We start from the raw sequence: 22,797 nt of genomic DNA on the forward strand, positions 1-22,797 counted from the left end.
TCGTCGCCAGCGTGGCGGGCCGAGGCCACGGCCGTACCGTCATCCCGAGCGCAGCGAGGGATCCAGGGTTGACGCCTGGATCCCTCGCTGCGCTCGGGATGACAGGATGGGAGCTTCAGCGGGTTGGGACATCAAAAAAAATTGTGCCGCCTCTACACGGCCCACTTCAACCGCGCCTGGCCGATGGCCATGGCGACGGCGGCCTGGGTCGGTTCCACCACCGGCACGCCGACCTCGCGCTGCAGCGTGTCGCGGTAGCGCGCCATGCCGGCGCAACCCATCACGAGCACATCGGCGCCGTCCTTCTCGCGCAGCTCGCGGCCGACCGCGACCATGCGCGACAGGGTGCGCTCCTCGTCGCTGAGCTCGACCACGCCCAGCCCGATGGCGCGGTCGCCGGCGAAGCGGTCCTGCACGCCCATCTGCCTGACGTAGCGCATGTGCCGGGGGATGGAGCGGTCGAGGATGGCGATCACACCGAAGCGCTGGCCCAGCGTCATGGCGGTGAGCACGCCGCATTCGGCGATGCCCAGCACGGGCTTCTGCGTCGCCTCGCGCGCGGCGAACAGGCCGGGATCGCTGAAGCAGGCGATGACGAAGGCGTCGCAGTCGTTGTCGCGGGCGGTGACCGTGCGCGACACCGGCGCCACCACGCTCTCGACATCGGCCTGCGTCTGGATGCCCGGCGGACCCTCGCGCAGGGTCACGCACTCGATCTCTGGTCCGCCGGACATGCGCAGCGGCGCCATCGCCGCGTCGATGCCGCGGGTGACGGCCTCGGTCGAGTTCGGGTTGATCACGAGGATGCGCTCGGCCATGGAAGTCTCTCCAGCCCGGTGATGTCAGATGGTCAGGCCCAGCCGCGTGCCGGCCTCGATGGCGCGCAGCGCGTCGAGCTCGGCGGCGGTCTCGGCGCCGCCGATGAGATGCGCGCCCATGCCGCGCGCCGTCAACGCGTCATAGAGGCGCCGCTCCGATTCCTGTCCGGCGCAGACGACGATGGTGTCGGCCGCGATCACGGCCGGGCCGGCGTCGGTCGCGTAGTGCAGGCCGCCGTCGTCGATGCGGTCGTAGCGCACGCCGGTCACGACCTTCACGCCGCGCATCGCCAGTTCGCCCTTGAGCACCCAGCCGGTCGACAACCCGGGCGGGCCCTTGGCCTTCGCGGCGCGTTGCAGGACGGTCACCTGCCGCGCGGGCTTGGGATGCGTGGCGGGCTTCAATCCGCCGGCCCGGCGGCGCCGGCGTCCGCCCCCCAGGCGTCGAGAAACGCGCCGACGCCGCCATCGGCCGGCGCCGTCAGGTAGGCGGCGACGTCGTAGCCGATGCCGCCGGCGCCGATGACCGCCACGGTCCGGCCGGCGGCGCGGCGGCCGCTGAGGATATCGGCGTACCAGGCGACCTTGGGATGGTCGAGGCCGGCGATTTCCGGCCGCCGCGCGCGCGCGCCGGTGGCGATCACGACCTCGTCGAAGCCACCGGCGGCGAGCGCATCCGGCGTAGCCGCCTGACCGAGCCTGACCGCGACGTCGAGCCGGCGCAGCCGGGCGCCGAAATACCGTATGGTCTCGGCGAACTCCTTGCCCGGCACGTTCATCGCCAGACGCATCTGGCCGCCGATCTCGCCGTCGGCCTCGAACACGGTGACGTGGTGGCCGCGCTGCGCCGCCTCCATCGCGCAGGCCAGGCCGGCGGCGCCGGCGCCGACCACGGCGATCCGTTTCGCCCGGCCCGGCGGCGCCGCGACGAGGATCGTCTCGCGTGCCGCCTTGGGGTTGACCACGCAGGTCGAGACCTTGTCGCGGAAGATGAAATCGATGCAGGCCTGGTTGCAGGCGATGCAGGCGTTGATCTCCTCGGCGCGGCCTTCGCGCGCCTTCAACGCCCATTCGGGGTCGGCCAGGAACGGCCGCGCCAGCGACACCAGATCCGCCACGCCCTCGGCCAGCAGCCGCTCGGCGAGATCGGGCATGGGCAGGCGGTTGGTGGCCATGACGGGGATGGTGACGGCGTCCTTCAAGCGCTGGGTCGCCGCGCGCCACGCCCCGCGCGGCACGGAGTACTGCGTCGTCGGCACGCGCGCCTCGTGCCAGCCGACGCCGTTGTCGAGCGCGTCGGTGCCGGCGTCCTGCAGGGCGCGGGCGAAGGTCGCGATCTCCGCACCGGACATGCCGCCCTCGACCAGGTCGAGCGACGAGATGCGGAACACGATCGCGAAGTCCGGTCCGCAACGCGCCCGGACGCGGCGCACGATCTCCAGCGGCAGCCGCATGCGGTTGTCGAGCGATCCGCCGAACTCGTCCGTCCGGTTGTTGGTGCGCGGGCACAGGAACTGCGTCAGCAGATAGCCTTCCGACCCCATGATCTCGACGCCGTCGTAGCCGGCGGTCCGCGCAAGGGCGGCGCAGCGCTCGAAATCGTCGATCGTCGCGCGGATCTCCGCCGTCGTCATGACTCGCGGCTTGAACTTGTTGATCGGCGAGCCGGCCTCGGAGGCGCCGACCGCGCGGTCGTGCCGCCCGTAGCGGCCGGAATGCAGGATCTGCAGCAGGATCGGCACGCCGAAGCGGTGCGCGGAGCCGACGATGGCCCGATGGAAGCCGACCTGGTCCTCGGAGTCGAAGCGCGCCGAATCGTCCTCGATCGTGCCGGCGGCGTTGGGCGAATAGCCGCCGGTGATGATCAGGCCGACGCCGGCCCGGGCGCGCGCCTCGTAGAACGCCACCAGCCGGTCGGGCGTCGTCTCGACCTGCTCCAGCCGCGTGTGCATCGAACCCACGACGACGCGGTTGGCCAGATCGAGCGAGCCGAGCTTGAGCGGGCTGAAGAGGTGCGGAAACGCCACGGTCATGGGTTCGATCCGGTTCCGGCGGACGGGGGTTCCGTGCGCGCTTGCGGCCGCGCGGATCGCGGCTACAGTCGGGGATCATACCCTCCGCGAGGGGAGGCCGCGCAAGTGGACCCGTACCGTTTCAGCTATTCGCCCATCGTCGAGCGCCCGCGGCTGCGCTGGCCCAACGGCGCCCGCGTCGCCGTCTGGATCGTGCCGAACATCGAGCACTACGAGTACGTCCCGGCCGAAATCCGGGTGCGCGATCCGTGGCCGCGCCAGCCGCATCCCGACGTGCTCGGCTACGGCGGCCGCGACTACGGCAACCGGGTGGGGCTGTGGCGCATGTTCGAGACGCTCGACCGGCACTCGATCCGCTGCACCGTGTCCCTGTCGATGTCGGTGATCGAGATGTACCCCGACATCCTCGAGGCGATGGAGGCGCGGCGCTGGGAGTACATGAGCCACGGGCTCTACAACACGCGCTACCACTGGAACTACACCGAGGACGAGGAGCGCGCCGCGATCGCGCGCTGCTGCGAGATCCACGAGCGGCTGACGGGCCGCAGGCTGCGCGGCTGGTTCTCGCCGGCGGTGTCGTTCACCGAGCGCACGCCGGACCTCGTGGCCGAGGCGGGGATCACCTACTACTGCGACCTCTACCACGACGACCAGCCGACCCCGATCCACGTGCGGGCCGGCAATCTCGTGTCGATCCCGTATTCTATGGATATCAACGACGCGATGATCTACCGCCAGCCGTTCGAGGCGTCCGACTTCGCCGGCATGATGATCGACCATTTCGACACGGTTTACCGCGAGGGCGGCGACGCCGGCGGCGGCCACGGGCGGGTGATGTGCGTGGCGCTGCATCCCTACATGATGGGCTCGCCGCAACGCGTGAAGCACCTCGACCGCGCGCTGGCCTACATGCGTTCGCATTCCGACGTCTGGTTCGCCACCGGCGAGGAGATCGCGGACTGGTACATCAAGCACGCCATGCCGGCCTACCGCGGCCACCTCGGCAAGGAGGCCTGAGCATGGACGAGCGCATCCCGCCGGGAATGGACAACCCGCACTACGCCTACTCGCCGCTGCACAAGCGCAAACCGATCAAATGGCCTCGGGACGCCAAGATCGCCTTCTGGGTGATGCTGCCGATCGAGCACTGGGAGTTCGAGCCGCCGAAGGGATCGCGCAAGGACCCGCGCTTCGTCGGCGAGTTCGGCACCTACAGCCCGGACTACCGCACGTGGACGCAGCGCGAGTACGGCAACCGCGTCGGCATCTTCCGGGTGCTGGAGGTGCTCGACCGGCACGGGATCCGCGCCACGGTGCCGCTCAACGCGTCGGCGGCGGAACGGTATCCGTACCTGGTGGAGCAGTGCCGTAAGCGCGGGTACGAATTCATGGGGCACGGCACCCACGCCAACAGGATGGTGACCAGCGCGATGACCGAGGCGGAGGAGCGCGCGCATATCGCGGACTCGCTCGACGCCGTCCAGCGCGCCACCGGGGCGAGACCGCGCGGCTGGCACGGGCAGGACTACGGCGAATCGGCGCGCACGCCCGCGCTGCTGGCCGAGGCGGGCTTGGATTTCGTGGCCGACTGGCCCAACGACGACGAGCCCTATGCGATGACCGTCGGGCGGCCGTTCGTCTCGCTGCCGGCCCAGCCGGAGTGGGACGACGTGCAGTTGCTGTGGCTGCGCCGGGTGGGCACGCCCCGGTTCCCGGAGATCGTCTCGGAGGCGTTCGAGACCCTGCACGGGGAGGGCGGCCGCGTCTTCTGCCTCGCGGTCCACCCCTGGCTTCTGGGCATGGCCCACCGGATTCGGTATTTGGACGAAGCGCTCGAGCGCCTGAAGCGCTTCGACAAGGTCTGGCAGGCCACGGCCGGCGAGATCGTCGACGCCTACAACGCCGGGCGGCGTTGAGGCCGCGCGGTCAGATCGCGACCAGGCGCAGGCGCAGCAGACCGAGATTGCCGGTCCAGAATCCGTAGGACGACAGCTTCAGATAGCGCTCGTAGCGCGCCACCTGCTCGCGGCCGACCAGCGTGGTGGCCTCGGCGCGGCGGGCGCGCAGATTATTGGCCCAGGTCTCGCACGTGCGCGCGTAGTCGACCCGGTCGTTGCGCAGGCGGGCGATCTCGAACAGCCCCTCGGCGGCCAGCACGATCTCCTCCAGCCGGCAGGTCGGAATCCGGGAAGATCTGGCTCATCAGCCCGACGTTGGGATCGTCGCGCCGCAGGGTGCCGTAGGCGATGGTCTGCAGCGACATCCGGCCGGATTTCGGCAGCCACTCGCGGCAACGCGCGAAGAAGCCGCGGTAGATCTCGATCTTGCGGGCGGAATCGTCGGTCGGCTTGGTGAAGTGCTCGAACGCGCCGACCGAAACGATCGCCTCGTAGCCGGCGGCGGGCACGTGGTCCTGCCAGTTCTCGAGGCGGGCCTCCATGCCGGGCACGTCGAGGCGGGCGACGTGGGCGGCCTGCGCCGCGCTCAACGTCAGGCCGACGGCCGACTCGCAGCCAAGCTCGACGGCGCGGCGCAGCAGGGTTCCCCAGCCGCAGCCGATGTCGAGCAGGCGCCGGGCCGGCGGCGCGCCGGCATTGCGCAGATGGAACTCCACCTTGTTGCGCTGCGCCCAGGCGAGATCGCGCGTGTCGTCGGGCCCGTCCCACAGCGCCGCCGAGTAGGTCATGCTCGGGTCGAGCCATAGTCGGTAGAAGTCGTCTCCGACGTCGTAGTGGGCCTGGATCGCCGCGGCTGACGCGCCGGCGGGTTGCGGCGGGGTCGGGGACGTCATCGAAACTCCGGGTGGAACCACGCGCGACGGAAGACGCCCCGCGACATCGCGCCGGTCACCCGGAAGCGGCGTCGCGCGGCGTCACGCCGGCCTATGGCCTAGCGCGTCCGTCGATCGAAGGAAAGCGCGGCCTAGCGGGGCTGGTGCTGCGACCGCTGGCCGCCGTGACCGCCGCCGCGATGGGCCGGGGCCGGACGTCCGGCGTCGCGGCGCTGGCCGCCATCGGGCCGGGCGGCACCGTCGCGGCGCGCCGGACCGGCGCCCTGGCGCTGGCCGTCCCGTCCGCCACCGCCGCCACCCGCGTGGGCGGCGTGTCCGCCGCGGTGGCCGTCACGGCCGCCGCCGCCATGGCCGGCGTGCCCGCCGCGGTGGGCGTCGCGTCCACCGCCATAGCCGCCACCCGCCGAATGTCCGTCGCGGCGCGGCTGCTGCCGGTGGCCGCGCTGGGTCGGCGGCGGCGCGGTGACCTGGCCGCTGGCGATGCCCTCGTGATGGTAGGGATGGTCGGCGTCCATCGCGATGCGCTGGCGCGTCGTGCGCTCGATCGCCCGCAGATAGGTCGTCTCGGACGCGTCGCAGAAGGCGATCGCCCGGCCGTCGGCGCCGGCGCGCGCGGTGCGGCCGATGCGGTGGACGTAGCTCTCGGGCACGTTCGGCAGGTCGTAGTTGATGACGTGCGTGATGCCGTCGACGTCGATGCCGCGGGCGGCGATGTCGGTGGCGACCAGCACGCGCATGCGGCCTTCCTTGAACTGCGACAGCGCCTTCTGCCGCGCGCCCTGCGACTTGTTGCCGTGGATCGCGCAGGTCGGGATGCCGGCGGCGGCGAGGCCGTCGGCGATCTTGTTGGCGCCGTGCTTGGTGCGGCTGAACACGAGCGCGCGGCGGATCGCCGGTCCCGAGAGCAGGTGCACCAGCAGGGCGCGCTTGCTGGCGTTGTCGACGAACATCACGCGCTGCTCGATGCGCTCGACCGTCGTCGCCGGCGGCGTCACCTCGACGCGCACGGGCTCGTTCAGGAGGTCCTGCGCCAGCTTGGCGATGTCGCCTGGCATGGTCGCCGACAGCAGCGCCGTCTGGCGGCCCTGCGGCAGCAGGCGGACGATGCGGCGCACGTCGTGGATGAAGCCCATGTCGAGCATGCGGTCGGCCTCGTCGAGGACGAAGATCTCGAGCGCGCCGAAGCCGATGGCGCGCTGCTGGATCATGTCGATCAGGCGGCCGGGCGTGGCGATGAGGATGTCGACGCCGGCGCGCAGCGCCTGGATCTGCGGCCGTTCGCTGACGCCGCCGAACACGCAGGTGTTGCGCAGCGACATGAAGCGGCCGTAGCGCGAGAAGCTCTCGGCGATCTGCAGCGCGAGCTCGCGGGTCGGCGCCAGCACCAGCGCGCGGCAGGTGCCGGGCGCCGGGCGGCGGCGGTCGGCGGCCAGCCGCTGGAGGATCGGCAGCGCGAACGCCGCCGTCTTGCCCGTGCCGGTCTGCGCGATGCCGAGCAGGTCGCGGCCCTCGAGCAGCGGGGGGATGGCCTTGAGCTGGATGGGGGTGGGGTTTTCGTAGCCGTCGGCGGCGAGCGCCTTGGCGAGCGGATCGATGAGCTTGAGGTCCTGGAACGAAGTCACTTTTGGTACGCTTTCTCGCGACGGCGGCGACACGGCCTGCCGTCATGGGGTGCGGATCGCGCGCGGCGCGGCACGAGGCCGCCCGCGCGGACGAACGGTCCGCGATCGCAACCCCCTGCTCTCGACGAGGGGTCTTCGGGGATGGAGGTCTCAGCAGCGCGCGTTAAGGCCGGTTCTAGATCCGGGCGGAAGGCGCGTGGCCGCGAGAGATATCGAGCGGATCGCTCCGTCGATGCGCGGTAGATGCCTCTTCGCAGTTGCGAAGTCAAGCGCAGGTCGTTTGTTGCGCCGCCAAAGTCGTCGGTGATCGTTTGCATCCGATCAACGAGGTGCTCGGCAACGTGGTGTCGCGTCGTCGATCGGCGAGGCGCCATGGATCGCCGCGCGCTGATCGATCTTCCCGCGTGGCGATGCGAATAACCGGATCCGCGGCCGGCATTCGCTGGACCGCGTGGAGGTCTAGCTAGCGGGTGTCGCCGTCCTTGAAGACGGCCTGGGGCTTCCGGCTGGACGCGGTGCCGGTCTTCGCCGCGAGAACCGGACCGGCGTTGCGCGGACGACGAGGAGCGCTGGTCCACGGATTGCGTGATCCTCGCGCGGCGCCGTTCAATCTCCGATTCGGGCGTCGTCCGTTGCGCATCCACCGCCCAGGACCGCAAGATGCCGACGGACGGGATGGAGGTGTCGGGATGCGGGTGGATGTCGCGCACGGCGCGGAGCTTCACGCGGAGATCGTCGATCTCGTGCCGCCGTGGACCGTCGATCCGCCGGCGATCCTGATGAGCCATGGCGTGTCGACCACCGCCGATATCTTCAATGGCTGGCTGCCGCATCTGATCCCGCATGCGCGGATCGTGCGGTTCGACAGCCGCGGCTTCGGGCGCTCGACCATTCCCACGGGGCGCCATCCGTGGAGCATCGACCTGTGGGCCGACGACATGCTGGCGGTGGCCGACGCGTTCGCGGTCGAGCGCTTCCATATCGTCGCCGAGTCGGCCGCCGGCGCCGCCGCGCTGCGTCTGGCGTCGCTCGACGGCGGCGCGCGGGTGCTGTCGGTCACCACCTGCTCGGCCCCGTATCGCGGCGGCGATCTCGCGCGCGTCGCCGAGTGGCGTTCGCGGTTGGCGCGGGACGGGATCGCGGCGTGGTCGGAGCGCATGATGGGCGAGCGCTTCCACGACGACCAGCTCGCGCCGGCGGCGCGCGACTGGTTCGCGCGCCAGCAGGCCGGTGGATCGGCCGAGGTGCTGGCCGATGTCGCTGAAATGCTCGTCGGTGTCGACCTGAGCGCCGATCTCGCGGCGATCCGCGTTCCCGTGCTGGTGATGGCGGCCGATGGGTCGCCCTACGTCACCGTCGACATCGCGCGCGCGATGCAGCGTTTGATTCCCGGCGCCGAGCTGCGGATCATCCCGCACGCCCGCCACGGCATTCCGTTCTCGCACGCCGAGGAGTGCGCCCGGTCGTGCGTCGCGTTCCTGCGCCGGAACGGGTTCGTGGGCGGGTAGCGTCCGCGTTCAACGTGCGGCGGCACGCCGTCGTCGCACGACCCCACCGTCATCCCGAGCGTAGCGAGGGATGACGGTGGGGTCGTGTCCTGAACGAGCGCGCTGAGCGTCCGCGAGGTCAGTTGAGCGTCGCCAGCGCCCGCAGGACGTCCTCGGGCTTCTCGTGGCCGACGAGGTGTCCGGCCCGCGGGATCGTGACCAGACGCGCGCCGTTGATGCCCTTGCGGAACGCCTCGCCGTAGACCGGCGGGATCAGCTTGTCCTCGGCGCCCCAGATCACGAGCGTCCGCGCCTTGATGCGGTAGAGGCGCTCGGCGAGGCCGCGGTCGGGGATCGGGAACAGGATCTTGCCCGCCATGCCCAGGCGGCGGGCGTTCATCACCATGAAGTCGGCGAGGAACTTGATGTCGTTGAGATCGCCCGACGGCGTCATCAGCCGCTTGCCGGCCTCGACGTCGTGGAACAGATAGCCCGGCAGCTCCTGCGGCAGCAGCGCGAACAGATCGGGGATGGGCGTGGCGTCCATCCACAATCCGGCGGAAGAGACCAGGCAGAGGCGCTCGATCTCGTTCGGCGCCAGCGCCGCCATCTCGGCGGCGATCATGCCGCCCATCGACAGGCCGAGCACCATCGGCTTCGCGAGACCGAGCGCGTCGACCACGTCGAAGCCGAGCAGCGCGAAGTCGAGCATCGTGCGCACGCGCTCCTCGCCGGTCGAATCCTCGTAGCCGGGGAGCAGGGGGGCGTAGACGCGGTACTTCGTCGCCAGCGCGGCGAGGAATGGATCGTCGCGCATCAGGCCGCCGGCCCCGTGGAAGAACAGCAGCGGCGCGCCGTCGCCGCCCTCGTAGACGCGGATCTTGGCGCGGCCGCCGGCGACATCGATCAGACGGGACGTGATGGGCATCTTTTGACTCTGAAGGTGCGGGACGGAAGGCCGTGGCGGCCGCGCCCATCGTCCGGGCGCGGCGGCCGGGCGTGGGATCGGAGGCGGCCTACTCGGCCGCGACGCGGCGCTCCGCCTCCGCCATCGGCTTGATCCAGAAGCGGTCCTCGTTCCGCCATTCCGGGAACAGCTCCGCCTTCAGCCGCGGCATGACCTTCTCGGCGAACAGGGTCGTCGAGTGGCGCACCTTGTCGGCCGGCATGTCGCCGATCTGGAACAGGCCGAAGATGTTGCCGACGCGCAGCGACTTCGCGAGGTCGACCATGCGGTCGTGCACCGTCGCCGGCGAGCCGGCGATCACGTAGCCTTGGTCGACGAGGTCCTTCCACGTCAGCGTCGGGTAGTTGCGCAGCTGCGCCTGCGTCAGCTGCGTCACCATGTTGGCCTGCAGCGTCTTGACCGTGCGGTAGCCCGGCGCGTCGGCGAAGCCGGGATAGACGTGCAGGCAGCGGTTATAGAAGTAGTGCACGTGCGGCGCGTAGAGACGCTCGGCCTCGGCGTCCGTCTCCGCGACGCAGATCACCTGGGCGAAGCCGCCGCGGTAGGGGCTCTCGTCCTTGCCGGCCTTGGCGACGCGCTCCCAGTAGCCGTCCATCAGCTGCTTGGCGCGGAGGTAGCCGGAGTAGCTGAGGTAGCAGTAGGTGTAGTCGTGCTCGAGGCAGAAATCGTAGGTCTCCAGCGAGCCGCCGCCGGGGATGAAGATCGGCGGCCGCGGCCGCTGGACCGGCTTGGGCCAGCAATTGACGTAGCGCAGCTTGGTGTAGCGGCCGTTGAAGGCGAACGGCTCGTCCTCGCGCCACGCCCGCATGATCAGCTCGTGCGCCTCGCTGTACATCTCGCGCGTCAGCGCCGGGATCGAGCCGTAGGCGTAGTTGGTGTCCATCGACGTGCCGACCGGGAACCCCGCCGCGAGCCTGCCGCCGCAGATCACGTCGAGCATCGCGAATTCCTCGGCGACGCGGATCGGTGGATTGTAGAGGGCGATCGAGTCGCCCAGCACCATGATCGCGGCCTTGCTGGTGCGTCGCGCCAGCGTCGCCGCCATGATGTTCGGCGACGGCATCAGGCCGTAGGCGTTGGCGTGGTGCTCGTTCACGCCCAGCGCGTCGAAGCCCACCGTCTCGGCGTATTCGAGCTGGTCGAGATACTCGTGGTAGATCTGATGGCCGCGCTTGGGGTCGTAGAGCGTGGTCGGGATGTCGACCCACACCGAACGGTACTTCTCGCGGAAATCGTCGGGCAGATGCGGCCACGGCATCAGATGGAACCAGGTGAACTTCATCGTCGCCTCCGATGCGGCCACGGCCGCTCCAATTCGTCCGCCATTCCGCCGTCCGCCGCGGCGTCCCGCCAACCCTAGCTGACGGGCTTCGCCGCGCAACGCCTCCACACCTCGACCGGCCGGTCGGGCGCCGGCCGCAGATTCATCGTCGTCTCGCTCAACAGCGCCATCTCGACGACGGGGCCGCCGGGCCGCTGGTAGCGGAACCCGTGGCGGTCGTAGTCGCCCTTCATCGCCACGCCCTCGGGCGTCACGATGTCCGGTCCCCGGATCGTCAGATCGCGGTTGTCGGCCGAACACCAGCGTCCGTCGATGGCGTCGGCGCGCGCGGGCGTCGCGGCCGACACGACCAGCGCGGCGGCGAGGGTCGCTGCGGCCAGCCGCCGGGGCTGCGCGCTCTTCGGTGGCCCGCGCATTCAATCGTCGCCGCCGACGCGGCGCACTTCCATCGCCTGGCCGGTCGAGCCGTGGTTGACGCCGGCGCTGCGCAGGAACGGGTTGTCCTTGCCGGTGCCCCACAGCGCGATGCCCTGCGCCAGCAGGCCGCCATCGACTTTCACCGTCTCGCCGGTGATGAAGCGCGCGTCGTCCGAGCACAGGAACACCGCCGCGGCCGCGATGTGCTTGCCGTCGCCGCGCTCCGGCCAGGGCTGGCGCGCGAACTGGCGCTCGTAGCGCTCGGGCTGGCCGCGGTGCACCAGCGGCGTCGAGATCACGCCCGGCGCGATGGCGTTGACGCGGATCATGTGCGGCGCCAGCTCGGTGGCGACGTTCTCGGTGAGGCTGATGACGGCGGCCTTGGCGGCGGAGTAGGCGTGGCTGCCGCCGCCGCCGACGATGCCGGCGATCGAGGCGGTGACGAGGATCGCGCCGCCGCGGCCGTGCTTCTTCATCGCCATGGAGGCGTGCTTCATGCCGAGGAACACGCCGCGCGTCAGCACCGCGAAGGTGTAGTCCCAGCCCTCGACCGTGGTCTCGGCGATCGGGCCGAAGGCGCCGCCGACGCCGGCGTTGAGATAGGCGATGTCGAGCGTGCCGAACACCCGCTCGGTCTCCGCCACCATCGCGATGGCGTCGCGCTCGTCGGCCACGTCGGTGCGCACGAACGCCACGCGCCCGGCGTGGCCCGCCGCCTCGCCCAGCGCCACCGTCCCGCGGCCGTTGGCCTCGTTCAGGTCAGACACCATCACCCGCGCGCCCTCGTCGAGGAAGCGCAGCGCCGTGTCGCGGCCCATGCCGCTGCCGGCGCCGGTGATGACCGCGACCTTGTCCTGGAGTCTACCCGCCACGATGTCCGTTCCTCTCCGAGCATGAACGCGCGTTCATGCCGAGCTTTGCCCATGCGCCGACGCGGGGCAAGGCTCGTCGCCCGGCGGGCGCCGCTTCCTCGGCGTACGTCCCTCCAGCGCACCGCGCTCTCGGCGAACAGTTCGATCACCGCGTCCATGCCGGCGCGCACCCGCGGCAGGTCGCGCAGGTCGCGATGCACGAGCAGCCATTGGTCGGCCGCGACCGCGTCGATGACCCCGCCGACGCGGCGGAGGTCGGCGTCGGAATCGCCGAGGAAGCAGGGCAGCACGGCGAGGCCGGCGCCGGCGCGCGCCGCCTCCTGGAGCACCAGCCAGTTATTGGCGCGCACGGCCGGCCGCACGTCGCCGAGCAGATCGGCCAGCCACCGGGCACCGGGCATGTAGCCGTGCGCGTCGTCGAAGCCGGCCCACGGCATGATGCGCAGCGCAGGAGGCGCAGGGCGGGCGTGGGCCGTCAGATTGGGGTGCCCGTAGACGGCGTAGGCGACGCGGCCGATCCGGCGGGCGACGATCTCACCTAGGTCGGGCACCTGCTCGCGGATCATCAGATCCGCCTCCCGCCGGGAGAGGTTGGCCAGCATGTGGCTGGTCGCGAGCTCGAACTCGATCTCCGGCAGCTTGCGGCGCAGGGCGGCGGCGCGGCGCGCCAGCAGCGTCGTCATCGCCTCGCCGGCCGATATCCGCACGACGCCGCGCGCCGTGTCGGTGAGGCCGGCGCTGCGCCGGCCGATCGACTCGGCCGCGCGCTCCATGGCCTCCGCGTCCTCCAGCAGCTCGGCGCCCGCTGCAGTCGGGGCGAAGCGGTCGGGCAGGCGGTCGAACAAGCGCGCGCCGAGGCGCCCCTCCAGCGCGCGCACGCGGCGCGCGACGGTGGGGTGGCTCACGCCCAGCCGCTTCGCGGCCGCGCTCAGATTGCCCTCGCGGGAGAGGGTGAGGAACACCCGCAGGTCGTCCCAGTCGGCGCTCATGTACGAAAACGTACAGCTAGTGGTCTCCATTGTCGAGTTACGAACGAATACGTACAGGCTAGCTTTCCCGGCATGGAGCGCGGCGACGACCTCGATGCGATGCCGCCGCACCGACCGGAAGAGAGGAACGATGACCGCCGCGACGCACCGCTTGCACGACCACCTGGCGCCCGCTCCGCCCCGCGACAGTCTTTTCCACCGCCCACGGATCGCGCTCGACTGGCTGTCGCGCCGGATGGCGCTGGCCCGCTCGCGGGCGGTGCTTCAGGAGTTGGACGGCCGCCTGCTGGCCGACGTCGCGCTCGACCGCGCCGCCGCGAGGGCGGAAGCTGCCAAGGGGTTCTGGGGCTGAGGCGGGAACGGCGCCGCCGCGGCGCCCCGGACGGGAGTTCTAGAGATGCACGTCGAACGTCGATTGCTGGATTTCACCGGCGAAGTACGCGGACGCATCGCGTGGGCGGTGGCGGTCGGACTCGCGGCGGTCGCCGCGGGGGTGGCGCGGCTGGCGCTGCTGGGCTGGCTGATCGGCGCGGTGTTCGCGGGCGCCGGGCCGGCGACGCTGGCGTGGCCGATCGCGCTGGTCGCCGGCGTCATGGTGCTGCGCGGCGCGCTGGAGCACGCGCGCACCATGGTGGCGCACGAGACCGCGGCGAGGGTGCAGCGCAAGCTGCGGCGCGCGATCTTCGACCGGATCGCCGCGCTCGGACCGGCGGCGGTGGCGCGCCGGCGCTCCGGCGCGTTGACGTTGTCGCTGGTCGACGGCGTCGAGCAGCTCGAGACGTATTTCGGACAGTTCCTGCCGCAGTTCCTGATCGCGCTGCTGACGCCGCCGCTGATCTTCCTCGCGGTGGCGTGGATCGACCTGCCGGTCGCGCTCGTCATCCTGGCCTTCGCGCTTGTCGCGTTGTTCGCGCCGTCGATCTGGCACCGCAACGACACCCAGGCGTCCCTGGCGCGGCAGAAGGCCTACGCCGCCTTCGCGGCGGACTTCCTCGATTCGATCCAGGGACTGGCGACGCTGAAGGCGTTCGGCCAGAGCGGCGCGCGGGCCGACCGTCTGGCCGAGCGGGCGCGCGATTTGTTCAAGCGCACCATGTGGGTGCTGGCGACGAACTCCGCCGCGCGCGGCATCACCGACACCGCGATCGCCTGCGGCGCGGCCGCCGCGCTTGCGCTCGGCGCCTGGCGGGTCGAGAGCGGGGCGCTGTCGATCGCGGGGCTCCTGATGATCCTGATGCTCGGCGTCGAGGTCTACCGGCCGATGCGCGAGCTGCGTTCGGTGCTGCACCAAGGCATGGTCGGGATGTCGGCGGCGCAGGGCATCTACGCCATCCTCGACGAGCGGCCCAGCGTCGCCGACGCGCCGGACGCCGGCGCGGCGCCAGCGACGCTGGAGCCGGCGATCGCCTTCGAGGACGTGCGCTTCGCCTATCCCGGCGGCCGGGGCGTCGTGCACGACGGGCTCTCATTCCGCGCCGAGGCCGGCGAACGGATCGGCATCGTCGGCCCGTCCGGCGGCGGCAAGTCGTCCATCGTGCGCCTGCTTCTCCGCTTCCACGATCCCGATTCGGGCCGGATCACCATCGGCGGCCACGACCTGCGGACCCTCCCGTTCGCGCGCATCCGGTCGATGATCTCGGTCGTCAACCAGGACACGTTCCTGTTCCACGGCAGCGTCGAGGACAACATCCGCATGGGCCGCCCCGACGCGACCCACGCCGAGGTCGAGGCGGCGGCGCGCGCCGCCAACATCCACGATTTCGTCGCGGGACTGCCGCAGGGTTACGCCACGGTGGTCGGCGAGAAGGGCGTCAAGCTCTCGGGCGGCCAGCGGCAGCGCGTCGCCATCGCGCGCGCGCTGCTGCGCGACACGCCGATCCTCGTGCTCGACGAGGCGCTGTCGGCGGTCGACGCCGAGAACGAGGCCGTGATCCAGCAGGCGCTGGACGCGCTGATGCGCGGCCGCACGACGCTGGTGCTGGCGCACAGGTTGTCGAGCGTGATCGGATGCGACCGCATCCTCGTGCTCGACGGCGGCCGCGTCGCGGAGAGCGGCGACCACGCCTCGCTGATGCGCGCCGGCGGCGTCTACGCGACGCTGATGTCCGAGCAGGCGCGCGAGCGCGGCGCGCAGGCGTCGTCGGTCGCGGTGGGCGGCGGCGCGGCGGTCGAGACCGAGGTCGAGCGCGCCGGCCCGAGCGGACGTCCGGCGCCGACCGAGGGGATCCTCAAGGCCGAGGGGCTGGGCTGGTTCCGGCTCGTGGTCGAGCTGATGAAGCTGATCGTGCCGTGGCGTGGCCGGCTCGCCGGCACCTTCGCGTTCGGCGTGGCCCGCGTGCTGGCGTTCATCGGCGTCGGCGTGCTGGGCGCGCTCGCCGTGCAGGCGTTGAAGAACGGCCAGCCCTACGCGCCGTACCTGTGGGCGCTGGCCGTGGTGGCGCCGCTATCGGGCCTGCTGCACTGGCTGGAATCCTGGCTGGCGCACGACATGGCGTTCCGCCTGCTGGCCGAGATGCGCATCGACGCGTTCCGCAAGCTGGACGCGCTGGCGCCGGCCTACCTGACGCGCCGGCGCACCGGCGATCTGATGTCGCTGGCGACCCACGACATCGAGCTGGTCGAGTATTTCTTCGCCCACACCGTGGCGCCGGCCTTCGTCGCCGTGCTGGTGCCGGCCGTCGTGCTGATCGTGCTCGGCCAGGCCAGCGGCTGGATCGTGCTGGCGCTGCTGCCGTTCCTGCTCGCCGTCGGCGTCAGTCCGTTCCTGATGCGCAAGCGCGTCGACCGTCTCGGCTCCCGCGCGCGCGAGGCGGCGGGCGAGCTCGGCGCCTTCGCGGTCGACTCGGTGCAGGGTCTCGGCGAGATCGTGGCGTTCCAGCAGGAGCGCGCGCGCGGCGACAAGCTCGACGCGCTGACGGCGCGCCACGCCGGTTTGCGGCTGCCGTTCTTCCGCGAGCTGACATTCCAGCACGCGCTGACCGAGATGTTCACCGGGCTGGGCGGCCTGGCCGTCGTGGCGGCGGGCGCGGTGCTGGCGTCGAGCGGCGCGATCGACGCCTCGAGCCTGCCGCTGCTGGCGCTGCTGGCGATGGCGGCGTTCCTGCCGGTGTCGGAGATCGCCCATGTCGGCCGGCAGCTCGCCGACACGATGGGCGCGACGCGGCGCGTCTACGCGCTCGCCAACGAGCCGGTGCCGGTGCGCGACGGGCCGGGCGCGCCGGCGCGCACCGGCGCCGCGGCGATCGCGCTGGAGAACGTCGGCTTCACCTATCCCGACCAGGACCGGCCGGCGCTGCGCGACGTCACCTTCACCGCGCCGGCGGGAAAGACGGTGGCGCTGGTGGGCATGTCCGGCGCCGGCAAGACGACGACCGCGCAGCTTCTGATGCGGTTCTGGGATCCCGATTCCGGACGCATCACCATCGACGGCGTCGATCTGCGTCAGCTCAAGCTCGACGCTCTGCGCCGCAACATCGCGCTCGTGGCGCAGGACACCTACCTGTTCAACGACACGCTGCGCGCCAACATCCTGATCGCCCGGCCCGACGCCGACGCGGCGTCGCTCGACGCCGCCGTGGCGCACGCCTCGCTGGCCGATCTCGTCGCCACCCTGCCGGAAGGGCTGGACACGCCGGTCGGCGAGCGCGGGACCAGCCTGTCGGGCGGCCAGCGCCAGCGCGTCGCCATCGCGCGCGCCTTCCTGAAGGACGCGCCGGTGCTGATCCTCGACGAGGCCACGTCGCACCTCGACGCGGTCAACGAGCAGGCGGTGCGCGGCGCGCTGGACCGGCTGAAGTCCGACCGTACGACCATCGTCATCGCCCACCGCCTGTCGACCGTGCGCGACGCCGACGTGATCGTGGCGATGGACGGCGGCCGCGTGGTCGAGATCGGCGACCACCGGACGCTGCTGGCGCGCGGCGGGCTGTACGCCCAGCTCGTGTCGCGGCAGATGTCCGGCGCCGCCGACGCCGGCGCGGCGCCGCCCGCCCGGTTGTCGACCGCCGCGTCGTCCTGACCCGCACCGCGCGTCTTGCGGGCGCCAGGCGGCCGGATCAGACTTTCACCGTCCGGCGTGGCCGACGTTCCGCGCCGCATGACAGGAGGATGGTCATGACGCACGGATGTGATCGACGCGCCTTCCTGCGGGCGGGCGGAGGTTTCGCGCTGCTCGCCACCATCGGCGCGCCGGCCTGGGCGCAGACTCCGCTGAAGCCCGGTGAGAGCGACGCGCTGATCGTGGTCGACGTGCAGCGTTGCTTCACGAAGGGCGGCAGCCTCGAGGTGCCGGACGGCGACGCCGTCGTACCGCTGATCAACCGCCTGGCCAAGAGCTTCGCCAACGTGATCCTGACGCAGGACTGGCACACGCCGAACCACGTCTCGTTCGCGTCCTCGCATCCCGGCAAGAAGCCGTTCGAGACGATCGACCTGCCCTACGGCAAGCAGGTGCTGTGGCCTGACCATTGCGTGCAGGGCACGGACGGCGCCGGGCTGCATCCCGATCTCGCCATCCCGCACGCCCAGCTCGTCGTCCGCAAGGGCTTCCGCCGCGGGATCGACAGCTACTCCGCCTTCCTCGAGGCCGACCGCAAGACCGAGACCGGCCTGGGCGGCTACCTGAAGGACCGCGGCATCACGCGGCTGTTCTTCGCCGGACTGGCGACCGATTTCTGCGTCGCCTGGACCGCGTTGGACGCGCGCAAGAAGGGTTTCGAGGCGCTAGTGATCGAGGACGCGTCGCGCGGCATCGACGCGCAGGGCTCGATGGCGGCGGCGTGGAAGAACATGCTCGAGGCCGGCGTGAAGCGCATCAAGTCGGCCGACATCGCCGCCTGAGCGGGGAATCGATGAGACTGGCGGCGGGCGCTACCAGCCAGATTGACGGATCGCATTGCCCGCGTCGGTCCACCGAGCCGTGATTCGAATTGGAGTCACGATCTCCGCCAAGCCGTAGTCGACTAGAAGAAGGATCGCGGTTTCCGCAGCGGTCTCGGCCAAGCTGTCCAACCGCCCGTCGAGGGTGCAACACTGCTCAACGTATTTTACGAGCGATCGGACGAGGGTCTTCTCAAGCGCGTGGCCTACCTCGTCGGGAACGTTGCCCGTGAACTGCTCGACGAGCATATAGAGAGAATTCAGCAGGGCTTCGTTTCTCTGCGTGATTTCGTCTCGCCAGTTTGGCTCGTCGTCCTCCATGGCGTCGCCCTCTAGAGTCAGGTTGTTGGCATCTAGTCGATCTCGCGCTGCTCACCACCCGGTATGTTGCGGCCGAGATCCGGACGGCATCGCAAATCGCCGCACAACTGTCCGATGATGTTGCAGGCTCAATCAGAGAACTCGCGCTAGCCCGCATTGCGGCGGTGCGCCAGCGACAGCGCTCGGTCGAGATCGTCGAACAGATCCTCTTTGGCCTCGATCCCGACGCTGAGGCGCAGCAGATCGGCGGGCGCCGGGGTGCCGGCGCCCTCGACGCTGGCGCGGTGCTCGATCAGGCTCTCGACGCCGCCCAGCGACGTGGCGCGCTTCCATAGGCCGACCTGCGCCGCCACCGCGATGGCGGCGGCCTCGCCCGTGAGGTCGAGCGCCGGATCGCCCTTCACGCGGATCGACATCATGCCGCCGAAGCCGCCGGCCATCTGCCGGCCCGCGACCTCGTGGCCGGCGAAGCCGGGCAAACCGGGATAGAGCACGGCCTCGACGAGGGGATGCGCCGCCAACCGCTCCGCCAGCCAACGCGCGTTGTCGGCGGCCGTACGCACACGCGGGAACAGCGTCCGCATGCCGCGCAGCAGGAGGTAGGATTCCAGCGCCCCGAGCACCGTGCCGAGCTGCGCCCGGATCAGGCGGATGCGCTTCCAGTGGTCGTCGTCGTGCGCCGCCACCAGCGCGCCGGCGATGACGTCGCTATGTCCGGCGAGATACTTGGTGGCGGCGTGCATCACGAGATCGGCGCCATGCTCGATCGGCCGCGTGAACACCGGCGTGGCGCAGGTCGAGTCGACCGCCAGCAGGGCGCCGGCGTCGTGGGCGATCCTGGCGCAGGCCGCGATGTCGGACACGCACCACAGCGGATTGGCCGGCGTCTCCAGCCAGATCATCCTGGTCTTTCCCGGCCGCACCGCCGCGCGGACGGCATCGACCGAGTCGGCGTCGACGAACTCGACCACCAGTCCCCAATGCGTCGCGAAATTGAGCAGCCAGTTGCGCAGCGACCAGTACATGACCTTGGGCGCGATGACGTGGTCGCCGGGCGCCAGCGCCAGGAAGCAGGCCGTGGCGGCGCTCATGCCCGAGGAGAACACCATCGCCGCCGCGCCGCCCTCCAGCTTGGCGAGGAGCTGCTCCGGCTGGTCGTAGTTCGGCGAGTCGGCGCGGCTGTAGACGCGGCCGGAGCGGTACTGGTTGTCGGGGTCGCGCAGATACGTCGTCGCGAGATGGATCGGCGGCACCACCGCGCGGGTGGCCTCGTCGACCCAGCCCAGCGCCTGCGCGGCGAGGGATTCCGGCGCGAGCGGCTTCGCCTTGCTGTCGGTCATGGCGCTGTTCCGCGGACCGCCTACGCGGCCCGCTTCTTCTGCTGGTCGGGATGGTCGCCGCACAGGCGCAGGAAATTCTCGAGGATGCGGTGCCCGTGCTCCGACGCGATGCTCTCGGGATGGAACTGCACGCCGTGGATCGGCAGCGACTTGTGGCGGACGCCCATGACCATGCCGTCGTCCATCTCGGCGGTGATCTCCAGGCAATCCGGCAGCGAGGCGCGATCGACGATCAGGGAATGGTAGCGCGTCGCGGTGAACGGCGAGGGCACGCCTTCGAACACCCCGCGGTCGGTGTTGGACATGGCCGACAGTTTGCCGTGCATCGGCACCGGAGCGCGCACCACCTTGCCGCCGAACGCCTGTCCGATCGCCTGGTGGCCGAGGCAGACGCCGAGCAGCGGCACGTTGTTCTTCGCGGCGGCGGCGATCAGGTCGAGGCAGATCCCGGCCTCGTTGGGCGTGCACGGGCCGGGCGACAGCACGATTCCGGCCGGCTTCAGCGCCAGCGCCTCCTCGACCGTGATCTTGTCGTTGCGGCGCACCTCGCACACGCCGCCGACATCGCCGATGTAGTGGACGAGATTGTAGGTGAAGCTGTCGTAGTTATCGATGACCAGCAGCATGGCGGCGGTTCCCGGAGCGAGGCGCGGACACTACCCGACGACGGGCGCCGACGCCACCGGCGCGACGCCCCGGACGAGCGGGACAATCGCGCGCTAGACACGGGGGCCGGTGGCGTGCGAGGAGTGCGCCGCAATGTCGCTGGTGCTCGACCCGCTCGTCATCGGACTGCTGCTCGCGGCCGCGATCATGCACGCCTCGTGGAACGCGCTGCTGAAGGCCGACAGGACCGACCGGCTGGCGACGTTCGGCATCATCATGCTCAGCGGCACGTTCCTGGGCGGGGTGTTCGTGCCGTTCCTGCCGGCCCCGGCGGTGGAATCGTGGCCGTGGCTGGCGGCGTCGGTGACGATCCACCTATTCTACTACTTCTTCCTGCTGAAGGCCTACGCCCACGGCGATCTCAGCCACACCTATCCGATCGCCCGCGGGCTGGGGCCGCTGCTGGTGGCGCTGTTCTCCGGCCGGCTGCTCGGCGAGGAACTGCGGGTCCAGGACGTCGCCGGCGTCGCCCTGCTGAGCCTTGGGTTGATCGCGCTGGCGTTGCCGGCGCGGCCCTCCGCGGCGCCGCGCGCCGGGAACCACCGCCTCGCCACCGTCTACGCCGTCCTCACGGGGATATCGATCGCCGGCTACATCGTCGCCGACGGCTCGGGCGTGCGCGCCGCGGGGCCGACGCTGGAGCACAAGCTGGCCTACATCGCCTGGCTCAACGTGCTGGAAGGCCCGTGGCTGCTGGTCGTGGCACTGATCCTGCGGCGGGGCGCCGTGGTCGCCTATCTTCGTGGCGCCTGGTGGCGCGGCGCCGCCGGGGGCGCGATCGCGACCGTGGGCTACGCCATCGCCATCTGGGCGCTGTCGCAGGGCCCGATGGCGCATGTCGCCGCGCTGCGCGAGACGTCGGTCCTGTTCGGCGCCTTACTCGGTACTCTGCTGCTCGGCGAGCCGTTCGGCCGCCGCCGGGTCGTCGCCGCGGGAGTCATCGTCGCCGGGCTGGTGCTGATGAACGGGCCGCGTCTGTTCTAGCGCCGGTCCGCCGCCACCGTGCTATGGTGGCGGCAACGACAACGAACGATCCCCTCGACATAGTCCACCATCATGGCCTCAGGCCCACGTCGCGCCGCCAAATCGGGCCGCAAACCCGCGCGCGGGAAGAAGCGCTCCGGCAAGACGCCCACGCCCGGCGCCCGCCTCGACGCGGCGCTATCGGGCGGGCGCGCCATGCTCTCCGGAGCCGCCGCCGCCTTGGCCGGCGTCTTCGCGGGTCGCCGTCTGGCGTTCATCGGCGTGTCGCTGGCCGCGTTGCTCGTGTTGGGCGCCGCCGGTGGTCTCTGGCTCACATCGCTGTTCGACGCGCCGGCCGTACGCACGGCGGCCACCGCGCCGCCACGCGGCGCGGCGCCGGCGCCGCGCGCCGCGACCAAGCCACCGGCTGAACCAAAATACGCGCGCATCGACGATCTTCCCGACCTGCCGAAATACTCCGAGGCCGAGGGCAAGGCGCGGCCGGTGTTCGAGGAGCGGGTCGCGGCCGTGCCGCCGGCGCGTCGACTTTCGGGCGATGCGACCTGGCAGCGCAACGCCGTGCCGTTCCGGGACGACCGCGCGCGGCCCGTGGTCGTGATCGTGATCGACGACATGGGCGTCGACCGAGCGCGCTCGCGCCGCGTCACCGAGCTGCCGGGACCGTTGACGCTCTCGTACCTGCCCTACGCGAGGGACCTGCGCGAGCAGGCGCAGGCGGCGCGCGGCCGCGGCCACGAGCTGATGCTGCACCTGCCGATGGAGCCGTTGTCGTCGAGCGCCGACCCCGGTCCGAACGCGCTGCTGACGACGCTGGCCGAGGACGCGATCCGGCGCCGCACGATCGCCGCGCTGGACAGCTTCGGCGGCTACGTCGCGGTCAACAACCACATGGGCAGCCGCTTCACCACATGGCGCCCCGGCGTGGAGATCGCGCTGCGCGAGATGAAGTCGCGCGGCCTGGCGTGGCTGGACTCGCGCACCTCGGCGCATTCCGTCGGCGGGCTCGTCGCCGACGAGCTGGGGCTGCCGTTCGTCGACCGGCACGTCTTCCTCGACGACGTCGACAGCGTCGAGAACGTCCGCGCCCAGCTCGCCGAGGCCGAGCGCGTCGCGCGCCGGCAGGGCTTCGCCATCGCGATCGGCCATCCGCACGACGCCACGATCCAGGCGTTGGCGGAGTGGCTGCCGTCGGTGGCGGGCAAGGGGCTGCAGCTCGGCCCGGTCAGCGCCGCGCTGCGCCGACGCGGCGGCTGGGAGTAGCGCGCGCGCTTCCGGTCGCCGGCGCGGCCGGCTAGGCTGGCGCGTCGATCCCGGGAGGAAAGGCCGAGAC

General features: G+C 71.3%; 18 protein-coding genes and 2 pseudogenes. 8 read left to right on the top strand and 12 right to left on the bottom strand.

Translation table 11 applies throughout. The features are described from left to right. Nucleotides 1-152: 152 nt before the first annotated feature. Nucleotides 153-818: an aspartate/glutamate racemase family protein gene (locus IPK81_24190; GenBank protein QQS12530.1), complete on the bottom strand. Its 666-nt coding sequence runs from the start codon at nt 816-818 to the stop codon at nt 153-155. A gap of 24 nt (nt 819-842) precedes the next feature. After that, nucleotides 843-2,851: pseudogene (locus IPK81_24195) on the bottom strand (NADPH-dependent 2,4-dienoyl-CoA reductase). A gap of 105 nt (nt 2,852-2,956) precedes the next feature. Here IPK81_24195 and IPK81_24200 point away from each other — a divergent pair. Further along, nucleotides 2,957-3,868: a polysaccharide deacetylase family protein gene (locus tag IPK81_24200; protein QQS12531.1), complete on the top strand. Its 912-nt coding sequence runs from the start codon at nt 2,957-2,959 to the stop codon at nt 3,866-3,868. Between the two features lie 2 nt (nt 3,869-3,870). Further along, entirely contained in the window at nt 3,871-4,767 is an 897-nt protein-coding gene (locus IPK81_24205; GenBank protein ID QQS12532.1) for a polysaccharide deacetylase family protein, read from the top strand. Nucleotides 4,768-4,777: 10 nt separating this feature from the next. Here IPK81_24205 and IPK81_24210 read toward each other — a convergent pair. Both IPK81_24210 and IPK81_24215 read right to left on the bottom strand, forming a co-directional pair. Beyond that, nucleotides 4,778-5,642: pseudogene (locus IPK81_24210) on the bottom strand (class I SAM-dependent methyltransferase). A 131-nt stretch (nt 5,643-5,773) separates the two neighbouring features. Next, on the bottom strand, nt 5,774-7,264 hold the full coding sequence (locus tag IPK81_24215) for a DEAD/DEAH box helicase (protein ID QQS12533.1): 1,491 nt from the start codon (nt 7,262-7,264) through the stop codon (nt 5,774-5,776). 689 nt (nt 7,265-7,953) lie between these two features. On the opposite strand from IPK81_24215, the gene IPK81_24220 reads away from it, so the two are divergent. Further along, nucleotides 7,954-8,772 (top strand): alpha/beta fold hydrolase, encoded by an 819-nt coding sequence (locus tag IPK81_24220; protein QQS12534.1) that lies wholly within the window; start codon nt 7,954-7,956, stop codon nt 8,770-8,772. 118 nt (nt 8,773-8,890) lie between these two features. On the opposite strand, the gene IPK81_24225 is transcribed toward IPK81_24220, so the two are convergent. From IPK81_24225 to IPK81_24245, 5 genes are all read right to left on the bottom strand, one after another. Beyond that, nucleotides 8,891-9,679: an alpha/beta fold hydrolase gene (locus IPK81_24225; GenBank protein QQS12535.1), complete on the bottom strand. Its 789-nt coding sequence runs from the start codon at nt 9,677-9,679 to the stop codon at nt 8,891-8,893. An 88-nt stretch (nt 9,680-9,767) separates the two neighbouring features. Further along, nucleotides 9,768-11,000 (bottom strand): LLM class flavin-dependent oxidoreductase, encoded by a 1,233-nt coding sequence (locus IPK81_24230; GenBank protein ID QQS12536.1) that lies wholly within the window; start codon nt 10,998-11,000, stop codon nt 9,768-9,770. Nucleotides 11,001-11,074: 74 nt separating this feature from the next. After that, complete coding sequence (locus tag IPK81_24235) at nt 11,075-11,416, bottom strand: hypothetical protein (protein ID QQS12537.1); 342 nt, start codon at nt 11,414-11,416, stop codon at nt 11,075-11,077. Continuing rightward, nucleotides 11,417-12,235, bottom strand: coding sequence for an SDR family oxidoreductase (locus IPK81_24240; protein QQS15250.1), 819 nt, complete (start codon nt 12,233-12,235; stop codon nt 11,417-11,419). Further along, nucleotides 12,187-13,278 carry a LysR family transcriptional regulator gene (locus IPK81_24245; protein QQS12538.1) on the bottom strand — a complete coding sequence of 364 codons (1,092 nt, stop codon included), beginning with the start codon at nt 13,276-13,278 and terminating at the stop codon, nt 12,187-12,189. Before IPK81_24245 ends, IPK81_24240 begins: the two co-directional genes overlap by 49 nt. A 130-nt stretch (nt 13,279-13,408) precedes the next feature. Between IPK81_24245 and IPK81_24250 the strand changes: the two genes are divergently transcribed. From IPK81_24250 to pncA, 3 genes are all read left to right on the top strand, one after another. After that, the gene (locus IPK81_24250) at nt 13,409-13,630 is read left to right on the top strand and encodes a hypothetical protein (GenBank protein ID QQS12539.1); all 222 of its coding nucleotides are present in this window, start codon (nt 13,409-13,411) and stop codon (nt 13,628-13,630) included. A 45-nt stretch (nt 13,631-13,675) separates the two neighbouring features. Beyond that, nucleotides 13,676-17,296: an ABC transporter ATP-binding protein gene (locus IPK81_24255; protein QQS12540.1), complete on the top strand. Its 3,621-nt coding sequence runs from the start codon at nt 13,676-13,678 to the stop codon at nt 17,294-17,296. Between the two features lie 95 nt (nt 17,297-17,391). Continuing rightward, nucleotides 17,392-18,117, top strand: a complete 726-nt coding sequence (gene pncA / locus IPK81_24260; GenBank protein ID QQS12541.1) for a bifunctional nicotinamidase/pyrazinamidase — start codon at nt 17,392-17,394, stop codon at nt 18,115-18,117. A gap of 30 nt (nt 18,118-18,147) precedes the next feature. Here pncA and IPK81_24265 read toward each other — a convergent pair whose 3' ends face one another. From IPK81_24265 to IPK81_24275, 3 genes are all read right to left on the bottom strand, one after another. After that, on the bottom strand, nt 18,148-18,477 hold the full coding sequence (locus IPK81_24265; protein ID QQS12542.1) for a hypothetical protein: 330 nt from the start codon (nt 18,475-18,477) through the stop codon (nt 18,148-18,150). Between the two features lie 146 nt (nt 18,478-18,623). Beyond that, complete coding sequence (locus IPK81_24270; GenBank protein ID QQS12543.1) at nt 18,624-19,817, bottom strand: PLP-dependent transferase; 1,194 nt, start codon at nt 19,815-19,817, stop codon at nt 18,624-18,626. Nucleotides 19,818-19,837: 20 nt separating this feature from the next. Beyond that, nucleotides 19,838-20,443, bottom strand: coding sequence for an aminodeoxychorismate/anthranilate synthase component II (locus tag IPK81_24275; GenBank protein QQS12544.1), 606 nt, complete (start codon nt 20,441-20,443; stop codon nt 19,838-19,840). A gap of 133 nt (nt 20,444-20,576) precedes the next feature. On the opposite strand from IPK81_24275, the gene IPK81_24280 reads away from it, so the two are divergent. Both IPK81_24280 and IPK81_24285 read left to right on the top strand, forming a co-directional pair. Further along, nucleotides 20,577-21,467: an EamA family transporter gene (locus tag IPK81_24280; protein ID QQS12545.1), complete on the top strand. Its 891-nt coding sequence runs from the start codon at nt 20,577-20,579 to the stop codon at nt 21,465-21,467. A gap of 72 nt (nt 21,468-21,539) precedes the next feature. Beyond that, nucleotides 21,540-22,727, top strand: coding sequence for a divergent polysaccharide deacetylase family protein (locus IPK81_24285; protein QQS12546.1), 1,188 nt, complete (start codon nt 21,540-21,542; stop codon nt 22,725-22,727). Nucleotides 22,728-22,797: the final 70 nt, after the last annotated feature.

This window comes from Rhodospirillales bacterium (genome assembly GCA_016699855.1).
In the GTDB taxonomy this organism is placed as follows: Bacteria; Pseudomonadota; Alphaproteobacteria; order Reyranellales; family Reyranellaceae.